Below are 16,356 nucleotides of genomic sequence, written 5' to 3'. Positions count from 1 at the left end.
ATCGGCGAACCGCAATCCGTCAGCGCGTCCTGATCGTATCGACGTCTCGGCTGGTGTCCGCCGTCTCGTAGCCGCGCAGCACCGTTCCCGCCGAATGATTGTCCAGAAACCACTGATAGGTCCTGCTCAGGCCTTCCCGCAATTGCATCTGCGATTGCCAACCCAGCTCACCGAGCCGCTTCGTGCTGAGCAGGCGCCGGGGCGCTCCTTCCGGTTGCGACGTATCGAACGCGATGCGCCCCCGAAAGCCGGTCACATCCGCGACGAGGTGCGCGAGTTCGCTGATCGAGACATCGACTCCGCTTCCGATGTTGACGATCTCGCCGGACGAATAGGAGCGCAGAAGGAACACCAACGCGTCGGCGCACTCGTCGACGAAGACGAACTCTCGCCGCGCGGTGCCGCTGCCCCAGACCGCGACCTCGTCGGCTCCCGTGGTGACCGCATCGTGAAAGCGCCGGAGAAACGCGGGGATGACGTGGGAATTCTCCTTGTCGAAGTAATCGCCCGGCCCGTAGAGGTTTCCAGGCACGGCCGCGATGAAATCACAGCCGTATTGCTCGCGGTAGGCCGCGCATTGCATCATGCCGGCGATCTTGGCGACGCCGTACCACCGATTGGTGGGCTCCAGGGCTCCGGTCAGCAACGCATCTTCTTCGATCGGCTGGCTCGCCAGTCGCGGGTAGACGCAGGACGAACTGACGAACAGCAGTTTCTTCACTCCGGCCGCGGCGGCGGACTGAATGACGTTGTCCTGTATCGAGAGATTGTCGGAGAGAAAGCTGGCCGGATATTTGCTGTTCGCGAGGACGCCGCCGACCCGAGCTGCGGCGAGGATCACCACGTCCGGGCGTTCGGAGCTGAACCACTCCTGCACCTTGGTCTGGTGGCGCAGATCGAGTTCATCACGTCCGACGGTCAGAATCTCGCAATTCTCACGCGAAAGCCGTCGCACCAACGCGGATCCCAGCATGCCACGATGGCCCGCCACCCAGACGCGGCGGCCCGTCAGATCAAAGGCTAAACCTGCCATTGAGGATCAACTCCATTGCGCCTCTTCGACGGTTTCGACCGGCCGCGGGCGCTCGCAAGATCGATCTTATAGGCATCAACGACATGGGACACAAGTTGACGCCAGACGCTTGAAATTCCCGATTCACGACGTGGCGCCGACGTCCGGAACATCGACGGCGGAGCGGGAATTGACCTCGATCAGAACCTGCGAGCCGTCCTCGCTGGTCGCGATCACCCGCCAGTCGCGCAACTTGTACAACGCAACGAACTCGTACCACGCCTTGAACTCGTGATTGACCGAATAGAACTCGTCGAACAGGATCAGATAACGATGCCTCAACGATCCACAGAGCGTATCGAGAACCGGACGCGTCGAAATGTAGAGATCCGCGTCGAAGTGCACGAGACGCAGATCGTGCGGCCAGCCGGCGCTGAGGAAGCGGGGCAGCGATTCGCTGAACAGGCCCGACTCGATCGAGACGTTCGGCTGCGGCGGCGGCGGAAATCGAATGCCCGCGGCGGCATCGGCGATCACCTTGGCGCGCGCCGCTGGATCGTCCGCCCAAAGCTCCACCGGAGCGCCGAAACCCTTGATCGACCCCGCCGGCAGACCGTCCCATGCCTCCGGCAGTCCCTCGAAGCAATCGAAGCCCACCAGGTGAAACTTCTCCGGCAGGTGATCCGTGAAGTATTTCAGCCAGCCGCCATTATTGGTACCGAACTCGAGAATTGTACCGGACGTCGAATTCGCATTGATCCAATTCAGCGCGGCATTCCAGATTGGTTTCTTGCCGAGCTGCTTGTTGAAGGTCGGCACCACGACGACGCGATCGTCGTTTCTGACCTTCTCGGTCCAGAACCGTTCGAACCTCAGGACGTTCGCGACCTTCTGCAGTGCCGTCCCGAAATCGTGCAGCAGATCGACCACCACGGACGGAAGCCATGACACCCGAACGACCTGCCGACGCACCGTCCCGACATGGCGGGGACGATCGGCCCGCTCGACGGACATGACGTCGAGTTGCCGAGGGCCCGAAGAGTTTGAGCTATCCATCCTTGGAGAGTCCCTTCGGTTGTCTTGATCCATCCTCGTGAAACTGTCGACGCGCAGGGCGCGGCGCGGTTCGACGAATGCGCGTTCCCGATCCCGGATTAGGCCTTCGCAACGTCATGCTCACACCACCAGCCGATCGGGCGAACGATCCGGAGATCCGGTCATGCCCTGCTCGCAGGCCGATCGATGAACGCCTCGTAGGCCAGTCGAATTCCGTCTTGCAGTGACGTCCGCGCGCGCCAACCCAGGCCGGTGAGCCGGCTGACATCGAGCAACTTCCGTGGGGTGCCATCCGGACGAGAGGAATCGAAGCTGATCTCACCGGCATACCCGACCACCGATGCGATGACCTTCGCCAATTCGGCGATCGTCAGATCGGTTCCGGTTCCGACATTGATGAACTGTGGATCGGAGTAATTCCTCATGAGGTGCACACAGGCGTCCGCGAGATCGTCGACGTACAGGAACTCGCGACGCGGCGTTCCCGATCCCCAGACCAGCACGTTGGTGGCATCGGCCATCTTTGCTTCGTGAAAGCGTCGGATCAATGCAGCCACGACATGACTGTATTCGGGATGAAAATTATCCCCCGGACCGTACACGTTGGTCGGCATGACGTTGATGAAATCGGAGCCGAACTGACTTCGATAGGCCTCGACCAGCTTGATCGCGGCAATCTTGGCAATCGCATAGGGTTCGTTGGTCGGCTCCAGCAGTCCCGTCAGCAGCGCCTCCTCTCGAAGTGGCTGCGGCGCAAACTTCGGAAAGATGCAGGATGACCCGAGACACATCAGCTTCTCGACGCCGACGCGGTGCGCAGCGTGGATCACGTTGGCTGCGATCATGATGTTGTCGTAGATGAATTCGCCGCGCAGCGCGTCGTTGGCGGCAATGCCGCCGACTTTCGCCGCGGCCAGGAACACGACCTGGGGACGATGGCTCGCGAACCAGCCATTGACCGCCGCTTGATCCCGCAAATCCAGTTCGGCCCTCGCCGCGACGAGCGTTTCCACGTCTTCCTGCTCGAGACGACGCATCAAAGCGCCCCCGACCATGCCGGCGTGACCAGCGACGTAGATCCGCTTGCCCTTCAGCTCAAACGGCAGATTTGCCATTCTCGGCCTCTCGTCGGGCGATCGCCAGATCGCTCGCCACCATCTCCTTCACCAGCTCGGCGAAAGTCGTCTTCGGCGTCCAGCCGAGTTTCTCACGAGCCTTGGTGGCATCGCCGATCAGCAGCTCGACCTCGGTGGGCCGGAAATAATTCGCGTCGATCCGAACGACCACTTTGTTCGACGCCTTGTCGATGCCGATCTCGTCCAACCCCTGGCCCTGCCATTCGATGCTGCGGCCCAGTTCCGAGAACGCCACTTCGACGAATTCGCGCACCGACCGGGTCTCGCCCGTCGCCAGCACGAAATCGTCCGGCTCGCTCGCCTGGAGAATCTTGTGCATGCCCTCGATATAGTCTTTGGCATGTCCCCAATCGCGCTTCGCATCGAGGTTTCCGAGATACAGACAATTTTCGACACCCAGTTCGATGCGGGCGATCGACCGCGTGATCTTGCGCGTCACGAATGTTTCGCCCCGGATCGGGCTCTCGTGATTGAACAAGATGCCGTTCGAGGCGAACATTCCGTAGGCTTCTCGATAATTGACCGTGATCCAGTAGCCGTATAATTTCGCGACCGCATAGGGCGAGCGCGGATAAAACGGCGTCTTCTCCGTCTGAGGAATTTGCTGGACGAGCCCGTAGAGCTCGGACGTGGACGCCTGGTAGAAGCGCGTCTTCTTTTCCATCCCGAGAATCCGGATCGCCTCCAGCAAGCGCAGGACGCCGATTGCGTCGGAATTGGCGGTATACTCCGGGCTCTCGAAACTCACCGCAACATGACTCTGCGCCGCCAGGTTGTAGATTTCGTCTGGCTGAATTTCCTGAATCAGACGGATCAGATTGGTGGCGTCGGTCATGTCTCCGTAGTGGAGGAGGAACGGCACATTGGCCGCGTGACGGTCCTGGTAAAGATGATCGATCCGCCCGGTGTTGAAGGAGGATGATCGACGCTTGACCCCGTGGACGGTGTAACCGAGCCCCAGCAGGTATTCGGCAAGATATGCGCCGTCCTGCCCCGTGACCCCAGTGATGAGCGCAACTCGTTTCGAACTCGGATTAGCCAAATTAACTCCTCTTGCGCCGACGCGAGGGGCTGCAAGCCGCCCGCCAGAGACCACTCTCTGGAAAGAAGGCCGAAGACTTAGCATGCCCCCATTCGATCAATCAAATAGGGAGGACGCACCCGATTGAGTTTGCCTTGCCTATTCGCAGTTGCTATTCAGGGTCGCCTCAGGAATGGGACGATGACCAAGAAGATCACCCCCCTTATCATGTGTGGCGGGGCCGGAACACGATTGTGGCCGGCTTCCCGCGAGGTCCGCCCCAAGCAATTCCTACCGTTGTTCGGACCACGTTCGACCTTTCAGGATACCCTGCTCAGGGTAGCCGATTCGACCTTGTTCGGACGACCGATTGTGATCACCAGCGTGGCCTATCGGTTCATGGTTCGCGAGCAGCTCGCGGAGCTCGGCCTCGACGCCGATGTCCTGCTCGAACCTTCGCGGCGGGATTCCGGCCCGGCAATCGCCGCGGGCGCCGTGTTCGCGCAGCAGCAAGACACCGACGCGGTCGTCCTGGCGCTCGCCGCAGATCACGTCGTTCGCGACAACCCGGCATTCGTCGAGGCTTGCCGCAAGGGTCTTTCGGCGGCCAATTCCGGGCGGATTGTCACTTTCGGCGTGAACCCCGATCGTGCCGCGACGGAATACGGCTATATCAGCGCAGGCGACGCGATCGCCGACGATGTCCGCGCCGTGGAGAGATTCGTCGAAAAGCCGGACGCCGCGACGGCGGCCGACTATTTCCGGCTCGGCTATCTCTGGAACAGCGGAAACTTCATGTTTCGCGCGGACATCCTGCTCGACGAGTATCGCAACCTCGACGCCGAAAGCGTGCAGACGATTTCCGACGCAGTATCCTTGGCGGGACAGGATCTCGGCTTCGTCACGCTCGAACCGGATGCGTTCGGCAAGGCCAAATCGATCTCGATCGACTACGCCGTGATGGAGAAGACCAAGCTCGCTGCGGTCGTCCCGGTGTCGTGCGGCTGGTCCGACGTCGGCTCCTGGCACGCGGTGTGGGAACTGTCGCAGAAGGACGAGAGCGGTAACGCCGCGCAAGGCACGGCCGTGTTCGAGGACTGCCGCAACTGCAACGTTTCGACAGACGGCACGCTGGTGGCGCTCGAAGGCGTCGATGATCTGGTCGTCGTGGCGACGCAGGACGCCGTTCTGGTTTCTCGTCAAAAGGACGCGAACGGGCTCAAGCGGCTGGTCGCGAAGCTCAGGACGGTCGCCCCCGAAGTGACCGATCACCACCTCAAGGTCCACCGTCCTTGGGGATCGTACCAGTCGCTCGACAACGGCGATCGTCACCAGGTCAAACGCATCATCGTCAAGGCTGGAGAACGCTTGTCGTTGCAGAAGCACCACCATCGTTCCGAGCACTGGATCGTGGTGCGCGGCGCGGCGCTGGTGACGATCAACGACAGCTTCAAGACTATTCACGAAAACGAATCGATCTACATCCCGATCGGCGCAACCCACCGGCTGGAGAACCCCGGCAAGATTCCGCTGGAGCTGATCGAAGTCCAGACCGGCAGCTATCTCGGCGAGGACGACATCGTCAGAATCGAAGACGACTATCAACGCGCCTGATCCGAGAGCACCGGACGGGCGCAGGCGCCGACGATGGCGCCTCGCCGCGCTATCGCAGCCGGCGAGCCAAATCCGCGAAGCTCAGAGATCTTTCATGTTTCCTCCGCCGAAGCCACTACTCCTTCCCAATACCTACGCCTACGAATCCGAGCCGATGGTGAAGCCGACCGGATTCCGCGAATACGACGCGCGCTGGCTGTTCGGCAAGGAGATCAACCTGATGGGCGTGCAGGCGCTGGGCATGGGGCTCGGCACGCTGATCGCCGAACTCGGCCAGCCCAAGGAAATCGTCACCGGACACGATTTCCGCGGCTACTCCGCCTCGATCAAATACGCACTGATCGCGGGCTTGATGTCGTCGGGTTGCAAGGTCCACGACATCGGGCTGGCGGTGACGCCGATGGCCTATTTCGCTCAGTTCGATCTGGACGTGCCCTGCGTCGCCATGGTGACGGCTTCGCACAACGACAATGGCTGGACCGGCGTCAAGATGGGCGCCAACCGCCCCCTGACCTTCGGGCCGGACGAGATGGGCCGGCTCAAGGAGATCGTGCTGAACGCGCAGTTCGCCAGCGGCGCCGGCTCCTATGTGTTTCACGAGAACTATCCGGCGCGCTATATCGCCGACCTCACCAAGCACGCCAAACTCGCGCGCAAGCTCAAGGTCGTGGTCGCCTGCGGCAACGGTACCGCAGGCGCGTTCGCGCCCCAGGTGATGGAGGCGATCGGTTGCGAGGTGATCCCACTCGATACCGAACTCGATCACACCTTTCCGAAGTACAATCCCAATCCGGAAGACATGGAGATGCTGCACGCGATCCGCGACGCGGTGCTGCAGCACAAGGCCGATCTCGGCCTCGGCTTCGACGGCGACGGCGATCGCTGCGGTGTGGTCGACGACACCGGTGAGGAGATCTTCGCCGACAAGGTCGGGGTGATGCTGGCGCGCGACATGTCGGCGATCACGCCCGACGCGCAGTTCGTGGTCGACGTGAAGTCCACCGGGCTGTTCCACACCGATCCGGTGCTGCAGGCGCAGGGCGCGCGCACGGAATATTGGAAGACCGGCCATTCTTACATGAAGCGCCGCACCAACGAATTGAAGGCGCTGGCCGGTTTCGAGAAGTCCGGCCACTTTTTCTTCAACGTCCCGCCCGGCCGGGGCTATGACGACGGCCTGGTGTCGGCGATCGCGATCTGCGAGATGCTCGATCGCGCGCCCGGCAAGTCGATGTCGGACCTCAAGAACGCGCTGCCGAAGACCTGGTCGTCGCCGACGATGTCGCCGCATTGCGACGACGAGACCAAATACGGCGTGATCGACGCGGTGGTGAAGCATTTCGAAGCCGCGCAGGCGAATGGCGACAAGGTCGCCGCACAGCCGATCCGCGACCTCGTCACCGTCAACGGCGTCCGGGTCACCTGCGAGGACGGCAGCTGGGGGCTGGTCCGCGCCTCCTCGAACAAGCCCGAACTCGTCGTCGTCGTCGAAAGCCCGGTGTCGGAAGCGCGGATGCACGAGATGTTCGAGGCGGTGAACGTCGTGCTGCGCCGGCATCCGGAAGTCGGCGCCTACAACCAGACGATCTGAACGGCCGCGGCGCCGTGCGGCCCGACGGACCGCGCCGAGCGGCGGACTTCCAGAACCTCCCGCAACACGCGCGCGATTGCGCTCGACCTGAAGCAGGCGGAGGGCCTCGCTGTCTTTCGCCGGATGGTCAGTGGGCTTTCGGCAATTGCTTGGGGGCCTCGCGCGGCTCCCTGATTTCGATCCACCAAGACCGCGAGCGCTTCCCTCAAAGCGATTTGAACACCTGGGTCGCACACCAATGATCGTCCCCGACCCGCTCGCGTCGCCCGATCCGATCGCGATCGATGTTGACCAGGAAGAGTTGCACGCCGAGCGGCTTGCCGGTCACGCCGACGACGTCGCCCTGAACGCAAGTGTCCCAGCCGCCAAACTTGCCCGGCACCGGCGACGAATAGCTTATGGCCGTGGGGGACGCCCCTTGCGCAAACACCGCGGCGACATTGCCCTTGAGAATTTCGCCGACGTCCGGCGGAAGATTGACGGGCTGGCTCGGCACCGGCTGCTTCATGAAGTCCGGGACGTAGTTGATATGCGCGTCCACCGCGCAGCCGCCTAGAACGGCCGCCGAGAACAACAATGGGATGAGGCGGACGGCTCGCAGCATAGGGCAACGTTATCCTGATGCCGGCATCGTGAACACAGCGAGTGAGAACAGGCAGGATCGGGTTAGAAGTTGTCCGGCTCGTTTATTGATGTAGGCTGGCGGTCCAGGCTAGGCGCGCAGGGACGAGACGATCATTCACTTTCGAAACTCCAAATCGATGCACAGGCTCGCCTCCATTATTGTCGTTGTTCCGCTGACTGCGTGCTCGTCATTTCTGGAATCGCTTCCGGAGCCCCCTGGCCAAACCCCGACGATCGAGGCGGCAACCGCCGACCTCAAGAGGATCGCCGGCGAAGTGAAACTCATCGAACCTCTCGAAGTCGCCGGCCCGATCCAGGCAGAACCCGCCACGGTGGCGCCGTGGATCATCTGTCTACGCAGTACATCGCCAGATCAGTCGAGGCAGATCTACGCCCTATTCTATCGCGATACGAAACTGGTTTCGTCGCGCTTCGCAGCGATCGTCGATCGCTGCGAACTTCAGTCGTTCGTGCCGTTGCAGTCAGGCCGACGGGATTGATTCCTGCCATCGCGCCGAGAGCGTGTTCGAGCGAGCTGGATCGTGTTCGCGTCAAGAACCCGGCAACAGCATCCAGAGTCCGTTCTGATCGATCCGGACCGGAAAGACGCTAGGCGGCGTCTTCCTTGACGTGCTGCTCGGCCTCGGGCTCGGCGACCGGCAGCCGGCGCTCGAGCGGGAAGGTCTCGCTCTCGTACAGCGAGCGGATGCCCTTCTGGTCGAACCGGGCTTCGTCGACCTGCAGATAGGCGCCATTCAGCGAATCCGCCGGCAGTTCCTCAATGGCGAAACGCACGGCGTCCGCCGCATTGTCGAAGCGGCGATAGGTGAAGCCGGCACGCTTCTTCTTGCGGATCGCGGCGGGAAATAATTCGGCGGAAGTCTCGAAGCTGAATGCCATGGCGCGACTAACCTTCTGACAGAAAAGGGTGAATCGGACGCGTCAGCCGCGCCATTGCGGGCAGCCAGGCAGCGCCCAACGGATGCACCCTCTGATATAGGCACTCTGTGGCAAAATGCGACCCCATCGGGGGGCGCCTGACCTTCAGCCGAGGTCGATCCCGGAACGGGCCGGCGCCGGCGTTAGACCTTGCCGAGCAGCAGAAGCACTAGGAACACGATCAGAACGACGCCGATCAGCCCGGTCAGGCCGTGGCCCTGACCGTAGCCATAACCGCCGAAGCGCCGGCTGAGGCCACCGAGCAGCAGGATGATCAAAACGAGGATGAGAATGGTTGCGATCGACATATCGCCCTCCCCGGCCGGCACGCGGCGCGCAAGCGCCGCTCCGGCTCTGGAGGGATGATACGCCCGATCTCAGCAATTGCGACCCGCCCGGCTGGGGGCCCTGACCCAGGGCGAGCCTACCGCGGCTTCAGCTTCAGCGCCGCCGAATTGATGCAATAGCGCAGTCCCGTCGGCCCCGGACCATCGGGAAACACGTGGCCGAGATGCCCATTGCAGCGCGCGCACAGCACCTCGGTCCGGATCATGCCGTGGCTGACGTCGCGCTCTTCGTCGATGTGGCCGTCGGACGCCGGCGCGGTGAAGCTCGGCCAGCCGCAACCGGAATCGAACTTCGCATCGGACTCGAACAGGGTCTGGCCGCAGCCGGCGCAGACATAGGTGCCCGGCGTGGTCTCGTACTCATATTCGCCCGAGAACGGGCGCTCAGTCGCCTTCTCGCGCAGCACGGCGTATTGCATCGGGGTCAGTTCCTTGCGCCACTCGGCCTCGCTCTTGGCGACCTTGCCGGGTATCGTCTTGGTATCGGTCATGGCAACTCCTGAACGTGTGGGCGATCGCCGCTAGTTCGTGGCCCTGGCGCTGCTCACCAGCGTCGGCTTGGTGAGATAGTCCTTCGGGAACAGCTTCTTCAGGTTCTCGATCTTCGGGAGATCATTATAGACGATATAGGGCTGGGTCGGGTGCAGCGTCAGGTAGTCCTGATGATACGCCTCCGCGGCATAGAAGCCGTCCAGCGGGCCGACCTTGGTGACGATCGGCTTCTTGTAGACCCGCGCGGCGTCGAGCTGGGCGATATAGGCGTCCGCGACCTTCTTCTGCTCGTCGTTCACGGTGAAGATCGCCGAGCGATATTGCGTACCGACGTCGGGGCCCTGCCGGTTGAGCTGGGTCGGATCGTGCACCACCGAGAAGAAGATCTGCAGCAGCTGGCCGTAGCTGATCTGTTTCGGATTGTACTTGATCTCCACCGCCTCGGCGTGGCCGGTGGCGCCGGTCGAAATCGCCGTGTAGTTCGCGGTCGCCTGGCTGCCGCCCGAATAGCCCGACACCGCGTTGAGCACGCCCGCCGTGTGCTGGAACACGCCCTGCACGCCCCAGAAACAGCCGCCCGCGAACACCGCGGTCTGGGTGCCGTCCGCCGAACTGACGTCGAGCGCTGGCGGCGGGATCACCACCGCGTCCTCGGCGGCAAGGCTGGGCGTGAAACTCGCGGACAGGGCCAGCGCGCTCAGGGCGGCGGCGCTACGAGCAAGACGGCTGATGAAGCGCATGGGGGTTCCTCGCGGATTCGACGGACGGTGCGGGGGCAGGCAGCGGGCGGGCGGGCCCCTGCCGCTCCACCCGCGGCTGTCCAAGATACGCAGCTCCGTGCCGAATGTTACGAGCCGGCGCACACGAGTGCGTGAAGCCGCGGCAGCGACATGCGCGGGCTTGCGGCCACGGGCCCAGGCCCGATGATGCCTGCCAGCAGAAGGGGTTTGGGCTGCCTGCAGAAAGGGTAAGGTTAACCTTGAGTCGTGCTGGAATGTCGCACGCGAACGAGCCACAATGCACGCGGCCCGGTGGCGGAAGATCAACGCGGGGGCGGTGCAACGCTCTTTTTTCCTGGTTCAAGTCCAGGCTGGGCCTCCAGATTTCTCTCCGAAATGCCGGTTGACGGCGGCTTCTAAGCCCTTTCGCAGCCCGGGAAACTGGTCTAAGACACGGCCGCGCGCCTGGGAAGCCCGGCGCTTGTAGAACAAGGGACGCGCGGCTGCGCGCCCTTTTTTTGTGCCCGAAATTCCCGCCCGCGTCAGCGAGATTTGATGCCCAAACGAACAGACATCTCCACCATCCTCATCATCGGCGCCGGTCCCATCGTGATCGGCCAAGCCTGTGAATTCGACTATTCCGGCACCCAGGCGGTCAAGGCGCTGAAGCAGGAAGGCTACCGGGTCGTCCTGGTCAATTCCAATCCGGCCACGATCATGACCGATCCGGAACTGGCGGACGCGACCTATATCGAGCCGATCACACCCGAGATCGTCGCCAAGATCGTCGAGAAGGAACGCTACGTCATCCCCGGCGGCTTCGCGTTGCTGCCGACCATGGGCGGCCAGACCGCGCTGAATTGCGCCCTGTCGCTTCGCAAGCTCGGCACACTGGAGAAATTCGACGTCGAGATGATCGGCGCCACCGCCGACGCCATCGACAAGGCCGAGGACCGCGAGCGCTTCCGCGAGGCGATGACCAAGATCGGCCTCGAGACGCCGCGCTCGCGCCAGGTCAAAAATCTTCCCGACGCGCTGCGCGCGCTCGACGAGATCGGCTTCCCGGCGCTGATCCGGCCGTCCTTCACGATGGGCGGCACCGGCGGCGGCATCGCCTACACCAAGGCGGAATTCATCGAGATCGTCGAGAGCGGCATCGATGCGTCGCCGACCAGCGAAGTGCTGATCGAGGAATCCATCCTCGGCTGGAAAGAATACGAGATGGAGGTTGTCCGCGACAAGAAGGACAACTGCATCATCGTCTGCTCGATCGAAAATCTCGATCCGATGGGCGTGCACACCGGCGATTCGATCACGGTCGCGCCGGCGCTGACGCTCACCGACAAGGAATACCAGATCATGCGCGACGCCTCGCTGGCGGTGCTGCGCGAGATCGGCGTCGAGACCGGCGGCTCGAACGTGCAGTTCGCGGTCAATCCGGACGACGGCCGGCTGGTCGTGATCGAAATGAATCCGCGGGTGTCGCGCTCCTCGGCGCTGGCCTCGAAGGCGACCGGCTTCCCGATCGCCAAGGTCGCGGCCAAGCTCGCGGTCGGCTACACGCTCGACGAAATCGCCAACGACATCACCGGCGGCGCCACGCCGGCGGCATTCGAGCCGACCATCGACTACGTGGTCACCAAGATTCCGCGCTTCGCCTTCGAGAAATTCCCCGGCGCCTCGCACAATCTGACCACCTCGATGAAGTCGGTCGGCGAGGTGATGGCGATCGGCCGCACCTTCCAGGAAAGCCTGCAGAAGGCGCTGCGCGGCCTCGAAAGCGGCCTCACCGGACTCGACGAAATCGAGATCGACGGCCTCGGCCGCGGCGACGACAAGAACGCCATTCGCGCGGCCCTCGGCACCCCGACGCCGAGCCGGCTGCTGCAGGTCGCCCAGGCGATGCGGCTCGGCTGGACCGACGACGAGATCTTCAACTCCTGCAAGATCGATCCGTGGTTCCTGGCGCAATTGCGCGGCATCGTCGAGATGGAGAACAAGGTCCGCGCCAGCGGCCTGCCGGACCACGCGTTCGGGATGCGGACACTGAAGGCGATGGGCTTTTCCGACGCCCGCCTGTCGGTGCTGGCCGGCACTACCGAAGCCGAGGTGAAAGCCAAGCGCCGCGCGCTCGGCGTGCGGCCCGTGTTCAAGCGGATCGATACCTGTGCGGCGGAGTTCGCCTCGCCGACCGCCTACATGTATTCGACCTACGAATCGCCGTTCGCCGGTCCGGCGTCGGACGAAAGCCACCCCTCGGCCAAGGACAAGGTGATCATTCTCGGCGGCGGCCCGAACCGGATCGGCCAGGGTATCGAGTTCGATTATTGCTGCTGTCACGCCTGCTTCGCGCTGCACGACGCCGGCTATGAATCAATCATGGTCAACTGCAACCCGGAAACCGTGTCGACCGACTACGACACCGCGGACCGGCTGTATTTCGAGCCGCTGACTGCCGAGGACGTGCTGGAGATCATCGACACCGAACGCAGCAACGGTACGCTGAAAGGCGTCATCGTGCAGTTCGGCGGCCAGACCCCGCTCAAGCTGGCGCGGGCGCTGGAAGCTGCCGACGTGCCGATCCTCGGCACCTCGCCGGACGCGATCGACCTCGCCGAGGACCGCGACCGCTTCAAGCGCATCCTCGACAAACTTCGTCTCAAGCAGCCGAAGAACGGCATCGCCTATTCGGTCGAGCAGGCGCGCCTCGTCGCCGCCGAACTCCGCCTGCCGCTGGTGGTGCGCCCGTCCTACGTGCTGGGCGGCCGCGCGATGCAGATCATCCGCGAGGACAATCAGCTCAGCGACTATCTGCTCGGCACCTTGCCGGAGCTGGTGCCGGCCGACGTCAAGGCGCGTTATCCGAACGACAAGACCGGCCAGATCAACACCGTGCTCGGTACCAACCCGCTGCTGTTCGACCGCTATCTGTCGGACGCCATCGAGATCGATGTCGATTGCCTGTGCGACGGCAAGGATACTTTCATCGTCGGAATCATGGAGCACATCGAGGAAGCCGGCATCCACTCCGGCGACTCGGCCTGCTCGCTGCCGCCGCATTCGCTCGATGCGCCGATGATCGCCGAGCTCGAGCGACAGACCCGCGAGCTCGCGCTCGGGCTCGACGTGGTCGGGCTGATGAACGTGCAGTTCGCCATCAAGGACGGCGAGATCTACGTGCTCGAAGTCAATCCGCGCGCCTCGCGCACGGTGCCGTTCGTCGCCAAGGTGATCGGCATGCCGGTGGCCAAGCTCGCCGCCCGGATCATGGCCGGCGAGAAGATCGCCGACCTCGGTCTGAAGAAGCGCAAGCTCGACCATGTCGGCGTCAAGGAGTCGGTATTTCCGTTCGCGCGCTTCCCCGGCGTCGACACCGTGCTCGGCCCGGAGATGCGCTCGACCGGCGAGGTTATGGGGCTCGATCGCTCGTTCGAGATCGCCTTCGCCAAGAGCCAGCTCGGCGGCGGCACGCGGGTGCCGCGCAAGGGCACGGTTTTCGTGTCGGTCCGCGAAAGCGACAAGACCCGGATCGCCGTCGCGGTGAAGCTGCTGCACGAGGTCGGTTTCAAGGTGATCGCCACCTCGGGCACCCAGCGCTATCTCAGCGACCACGGCATCCCGGCGGAGAAGATCAACAAGGTGCTGGAAGGCCGACCGCACATCGTCGACGCCATCATGAATGGCGAGGTGCAACTGGTGTTCAACACCACCGAGGGGCCGCAGGCGCTGGCCGACAGCCGGTCGTTGCGACGCGCTGCCCTCTTGCATAAGGTTCCGTATTACACCACTCTTTCCGGGGCCGTAGCCGCCGCCAAAGGAATCCGGGCCTATCTTGGCGGAGACCTTGAGGTTCGGACCCTGCAGAGCTACTTTTCCGAATCCTGATCATCACCGGGCGCGTGGCGCGCCCGGCAAACTGATTGGCAACGACGCCGGCAGGCCGGGAACCCGCCAGCTTCTGGATTGTTTTATCCGGCGTTTCGCGGCGACCCAGGGTACGGCTGGAAGTATTCTCGGGGCACCGCTTTGGCGGATCGCTCCCCTTATGTAAGCTGACGACTTCGCGGATGCGCAGACCAAGGCGCCCGCGACGAATGCTGAAGGATAAAGGCAAGATGGTGGAAAAGGTACCGATGACGGCGGGCGGCTACGCCGCGCTTTCGGACGAATTGAAGAAGCGCCAGTCGGTGGATCGTCCGCGCATCATCGAGCATATCGCCGAGGCGCGCTCGCATGGCGACCTGTCCGAAAACGCGGAGTATCACGCCGCCAAGGAAGAGCAGTCGCACAACGAGGGCCGCATCGCCGAGCTCGAGGACAAGCTGGCGCGCGCCGACATCATCGACATCAGCAAGCTCAGCGGCGACACCATCAAGTTCGGCGCCACCGTGACGCTGATCGACGAGGACACCGAGAAGAAGGCGGTGTGGCAGATCGTCGGCGAAAACGAAGCGGACGCCAAGAAGGGCAAGATCTCGATCACCTCGCCGCTTGCCCGCGCGCTGATCGGCAAGACCAAGGGCACCTCGGTCGAGGTCGTCGCCCCCGGCGGCGCCAAGGCCTACGAGATCGCCAAGGTCGAGTGGCGCTGACCGCGCTGTACGGCAGCAACAGTCGTGCTGAAAGGCCGCCGCGGGCGGCCTTTTTGCTGTTCTGAGCAGGCTTCCGGCGCGGATCCGGACTGATCACGCGCGATGAGATCGGGATCACTTGTCCGTGTTGCTGTCCCGGGTGGATGGACAGCGGCGCGGGGCGCCAAGTATCAGCGATCGACATCGATCAGCGGAGCCTCACCGACCATGGACAACTTTGCCGCCAAAGCGCAGCCCTTCGTGCTGAGCCTGTTTCGCTTCATCACCGGATTGCTGCTGTTTCAGTACGGCGTGGCGAAGCTGTTCAAATATCCGGCCGTGCCCTACTTCGCCAAGGTCGAGTTGTTTTCGCTGATCGGGGCTGCCGGCACGCTCGAACTGATCCTCGGCGCGCTGCTGATGCTCGGGCTGTTCACCCGTCCGGTGGCGTTCATCCTGTCCGGCGAAATGGCGTTCGCCTATTTCCTCGGTCACATGTTCAAGGGCGACACGCCGGTCTGGCTGCCGCTGCTCAACGGCGGGACTTCCGCCATTCTGTTCTGCTTCGCCTGCCTGTATCTGGCGACGGCGGGCGGCGGGCCGATCAGCCTCGACAGGATCATCCGCTCGCGCTGACGGCGTTGCGGTGGCGTCCGCTCAGGTCGCCGCCGCCTTCAATTCCAGCGGCACCGCGGGAGCGTATTTCGAATTGCGCAGCACCAGCGAGGTCCGGACGTTGCGCACATGCGGCGCCGCGGTCAGATGCGCGACGAAATTCTGGAATGTCGCCATGTCCGGCGCCACGCATTTCAGGATGAAATCCACCTCGCCCGACAGCATCCAGCATTCCCGGACCAGCGGCTCGTTGCGCACGAATTCCTCGAAGCCGCGCAGATCCGCTTCGGCCTGGCTCGCCAGATGCACCGAGGCGAACACGGTGACGTCGAAGCCGAGCAGGGCCGGATCGAGCAGGCCGCGATAGCCCTGGATGTAGCCCTCCTCCTCCAGCGTCCGGACGCGGCGCAGACAGGGCGGCGGCGAGATGCCGACCCGTTTCGCCAATTCGACATTGGTGATTCGGCCGTCTTCCTGGATCTCCTGGAGGATCTTGAGATCGATCTGATCGAGGCTCTTGGACACGCGGCGAAATCCCGTGTTGCGGTCTGGGCGGCAAATCGTCCCCCTCATAACGCACTTGTCCAAACTTGCGCAATTTTATTTCGCGATGATCACA

Annotated in this window: 16 protein-coding genes and 1 tRNA gene; 7 read left to right on the top strand and 10 right to left on the bottom strand. The window is 63.2% G+C overall.

Going from position 1 to position 16,356, the window contains the following annotated elements:
- Nucleotides 1–19 precede the first annotated feature (19 nt).
- From RPB_RS07695 to gmd, 4 genes are all read right to left on the bottom strand, one after another.
- Entirely contained in the window at nucleotides 20–1,033 is a 1,014-nt protein-coding gene (locus RPB_RS07695) for a GDP-L-fucose synthase family protein (protein WP_011440426.1), read from the bottom strand.
- Nucleotides 1,034–1,156: 123 nt separating this feature from the next.
- Nucleotides 1,157–1,963 carry a hypothetical protein gene (locus tag RPB_RS07690; protein ID WP_198135160.1) on the bottom strand — a complete coding sequence of 269 codons (807 nt, stop codon included), beginning with the start codon at nucleotides 1,961–1,963 and terminating at the stop codon, nucleotides 1,157–1,159.
- 266 nt (nucleotides 1,964–2,229) lie between these two features.
- Nucleotides 2,230–3,183, bottom strand: coding sequence for a GDP-L-fucose synthase family protein (locus RPB_RS07685; RefSeq protein ID WP_011440424.1), 954 nt, complete (start codon nucleotides 3,181–3,183; stop codon nucleotides 2,230–2,232).
- On the bottom strand, nucleotides 3,164–4,246 hold the full coding sequence (gmd, locus tag RPB_RS07680; protein WP_011440423.1) for a GDP-mannose 4,6-dehydratase: 1,083 nt from the start codon (nucleotides 4,244–4,246) through the stop codon (nucleotides 3,164–3,166). The genes RPB_RS07685 and gmd overlap by 20 nt, the downstream gene beginning before the upstream one ends.
- Nucleotides 4,247–4,426: 180 nt before the next feature.
- On the opposite strand from gmd, the gene RPB_RS07675 reads away from it, so the two are divergent.
- Together RPB_RS07675 and RPB_RS07670 are read left to right on the top strand one after the other, a co-directional pair.
- A complete protein-coding gene (locus tag RPB_RS07675; RefSeq protein ID WP_011440422.1) occupies nucleotides 4,427–5,839 on the top strand; it encodes a mannose-1-phosphate guanylyltransferase/mannose-6-phosphate isomerase in 1,413 nt (470 codons plus the stop codon).
- 94 nt (nucleotides 5,840–5,933) lie between these two features.
- Entirely contained in the window at nucleotides 5,934–7,430 is a 1,497-nt protein-coding gene (locus RPB_RS07670; protein ID WP_011440421.1) for a phosphomannomutase/phosphoglucomutase, read from the top strand.
- Nucleotides 7,431–7,635: 205 nt separating this feature from the next.
- Here the strand turns inward: RPB_RS07670 and RPB_RS07665 are convergent, their stop codons facing one another.
- Nucleotides 7,636–8,004: a hypothetical protein gene (locus tag RPB_RS07665; RefSeq protein ID WP_245258328.1), complete on the bottom strand. Its 369-nt coding sequence runs from the start codon at nucleotides 8,002–8,004 to the stop codon at nucleotides 7,636–7,638.
- Nucleotides 8,005–8,191: 187 nt separating this feature from the next.
- Here RPB_RS07665 and RPB_RS07660 point away from each other — a divergent pair, with 187 nt between their 5' ends.
- On the top strand, nucleotides 8,192–8,554 hold the full coding sequence (locus RPB_RS07660; protein ID WP_011440419.1) for a hypothetical protein: 363 nt from the start codon (nucleotides 8,192–8,194) through the stop codon (nucleotides 8,552–8,554).
- Between the two features lie 109 nt (nucleotides 8,555–8,663).
- On the opposite strand, the gene RPB_RS07655 is transcribed toward RPB_RS07660, so the two are convergent.
- The 4 genes from RPB_RS07655 to msrA form a co-directional block, all read right to left on the bottom strand.
- Nucleotides 8,664–8,954, bottom strand: a complete 291-nt coding sequence (locus tag RPB_RS07655) for a hypothetical protein (protein WP_011440418.1) — start codon at nucleotides 8,952–8,954, stop codon at nucleotides 8,664–8,666.
- Nucleotides 8,955–9,136: 182 nt separating this feature from the next.
- Nucleotides 9,137–9,301, bottom strand: a complete 165-nt coding sequence (locus RPB_RS07650) for a DUF3309 family protein (protein WP_011440417.1) — start codon at nucleotides 9,299–9,301, stop codon at nucleotides 9,137–9,139.
- Nucleotides 9,302–9,417: 116 nt separating this feature from the next.
- Nucleotides 9,418–9,831: a peptide-methionine (R)-S-oxide reductase MsrB gene (msrB, locus tag RPB_RS07645; protein ID WP_011440416.1), complete on the bottom strand. Its 414-nt coding sequence runs from the start codon at nucleotides 9,829–9,831 to the stop codon at nucleotides 9,418–9,420.
- Between the two features lie 30 nt (nucleotides 9,832–9,861).
- The gene (gene msrA, locus RPB_RS07640) at nucleotides 9,862–10,572 is read right to left on the bottom strand and encodes a peptide-methionine (S)-S-oxide reductase MsrA (RefSeq protein WP_011440415.1); all 711 of its coding nucleotides are present in this window, start codon (nucleotides 10,570–10,572) and stop codon (nucleotides 9,862–9,864) included.
- Between the two features lie 285 nt (nucleotides 10,573–10,857).
- Here msrA and RPB_RS07635 point away from each other — a divergent pair.
- From RPB_RS07635 to RPB_RS07620, 4 genes are all read left to right on the top strand, one after another.
- A tRNA-OTHER gene (locus RPB_RS07635) sits at nucleotides 10,858–10,933 on the top strand.
- 173 nt (nucleotides 10,934–11,106) lie between these two features.
- A complete protein-coding gene (gene carB / locus RPB_RS07630) occupies nucleotides 11,107–14,436 on the top strand; it encodes a carbamoyl-phosphate synthase large subunit (protein ID WP_011440414.1) in 3,330 nt (1,109 codons plus the stop codon).
- Between the two features lie 230 nt (nucleotides 14,437–14,666).
- Nucleotides 14,667–15,143, top strand: coding sequence for a transcription elongation factor GreA (greA, locus tag RPB_RS07625; protein ID WP_041798617.1), 477 nt, complete (start codon nucleotides 14,667–14,669; stop codon nucleotides 15,141–15,143).
- Between the two features lie 207 nt (nucleotides 15,144–15,350).
- Complete coding sequence (locus RPB_RS07620; protein ID WP_011440412.1) at nucleotides 15,351–15,758, top strand: DoxX family protein; 408 nt, start codon at nucleotides 15,351–15,353, stop codon at nucleotides 15,756–15,758.
- A gap of 21 nt (nucleotides 15,759–15,779) precedes the next feature.
- On the opposite strand, the gene RPB_RS07615 is transcribed toward RPB_RS07620, so the two are convergent.
- Nucleotides 15,780–16,262, bottom strand: a complete 483-nt coding sequence (locus RPB_RS07615) for an Lrp/AsnC family transcriptional regulator (RefSeq protein ID WP_041798064.1) — start codon at nucleotides 16,260–16,262, stop codon at nucleotides 15,780–15,782.
- Nucleotides 16,263–16,356: the final 94 nt, after the last annotated feature.

Source organism: Rhodopseudomonas palustris HaA2 (assembly GCF_000013365.1).
GTDB lineage: Bacteria > Pseudomonadota > Alphaproteobacteria > Rhizobiales > Xanthobacteraceae > Rhodopseudomonas > Rhodopseudomonas palustris_J.
Note: the sequence above shows the minus strand (reverse complement) of the source record. Positions and strands in the feature narration are given on the sequence as shown.

Excerpts from the sequence above, each read along its gene's own strand:
- carB (WP_011440414.1), top strand. The coding sequence starts at position 11,107 with ATGCCCAAACGAACAGACATCTCCACCATCCTCATCATCGGCGCCGGT.
- msrB (WP_011440416.1), bottom strand. The coding sequence starts at position 9,831 with ATGACCGATACCAAGACGATACCCGGCAAGGTCGCCAAGAGCGAGGCC.
- RPB_RS07675 (WP_011440422.1), top strand. The coding sequence starts at position 4,427 with ATGACCAAGAAGATCACCCCCCTTATCATGTGTGGCGGGGCCGGAACA.
- RPB_RS07655 (WP_011440418.1), bottom strand. The coding sequence starts at position 8,954 with ATGGCATTCAGCTTCGAGACTTCCGCCGAATTATTTCCCGCCGCGATC.
- RPB_RS07695 (WP_011440426.1), bottom strand. The coding sequence starts at position 1,033 with ATGGCAGGTTTAGCCTTTGATCTGACGGGCCGCCGCGTCTGGGTGGCG.
- RPB_RS07650 (WP_011440417.1), bottom strand. The coding sequence starts at position 9,301 with ATGTCGATCGCAACCATTCTCATCCTCGTTTTGATCATCCTGCTGCTC.
- RPB_RS07685 (WP_011440424.1), bottom strand. The coding sequence starts at position 3,183 with ATGGCAAATCTGCCGTTTGAGCTGAAGGGCAAGCGGATCTACGTCGCT.
- RPB_RS07620 (WP_011440412.1), top strand. The coding sequence starts at position 15,351 with ATGGACAACTTTGCCGCCAAAGCGCAGCCCTTCGTGCTGAGCCTGTTT.
- greA (WP_041798617.1), top strand. The coding sequence starts at position 14,667 with ATGGTGGAAAAGGTACCGATGACGGCGGGCGGCTACGCCGCGCTTTCG.
- RPB_RS07670 (WP_011440421.1), top strand. The coding sequence starts at position 5,934 with ATGTTTCCTCCGCCGAAGCCACTACTCCTTCCCAATACCTACGCCTAC.
- msrA (WP_011440415.1), bottom strand. The coding sequence starts at position 10,572 with ATGCGCTTCATCAGCCGTCTTGCTCGTAGCGCCGCCGCCCTGAGCGCG.
- RPB_RS07660 (WP_011440419.1), top strand. The coding sequence starts at position 8,192 with ATGCACAGGCTCGCCTCCATTATTGTCGTTGTTCCGCTGACTGCGTGC.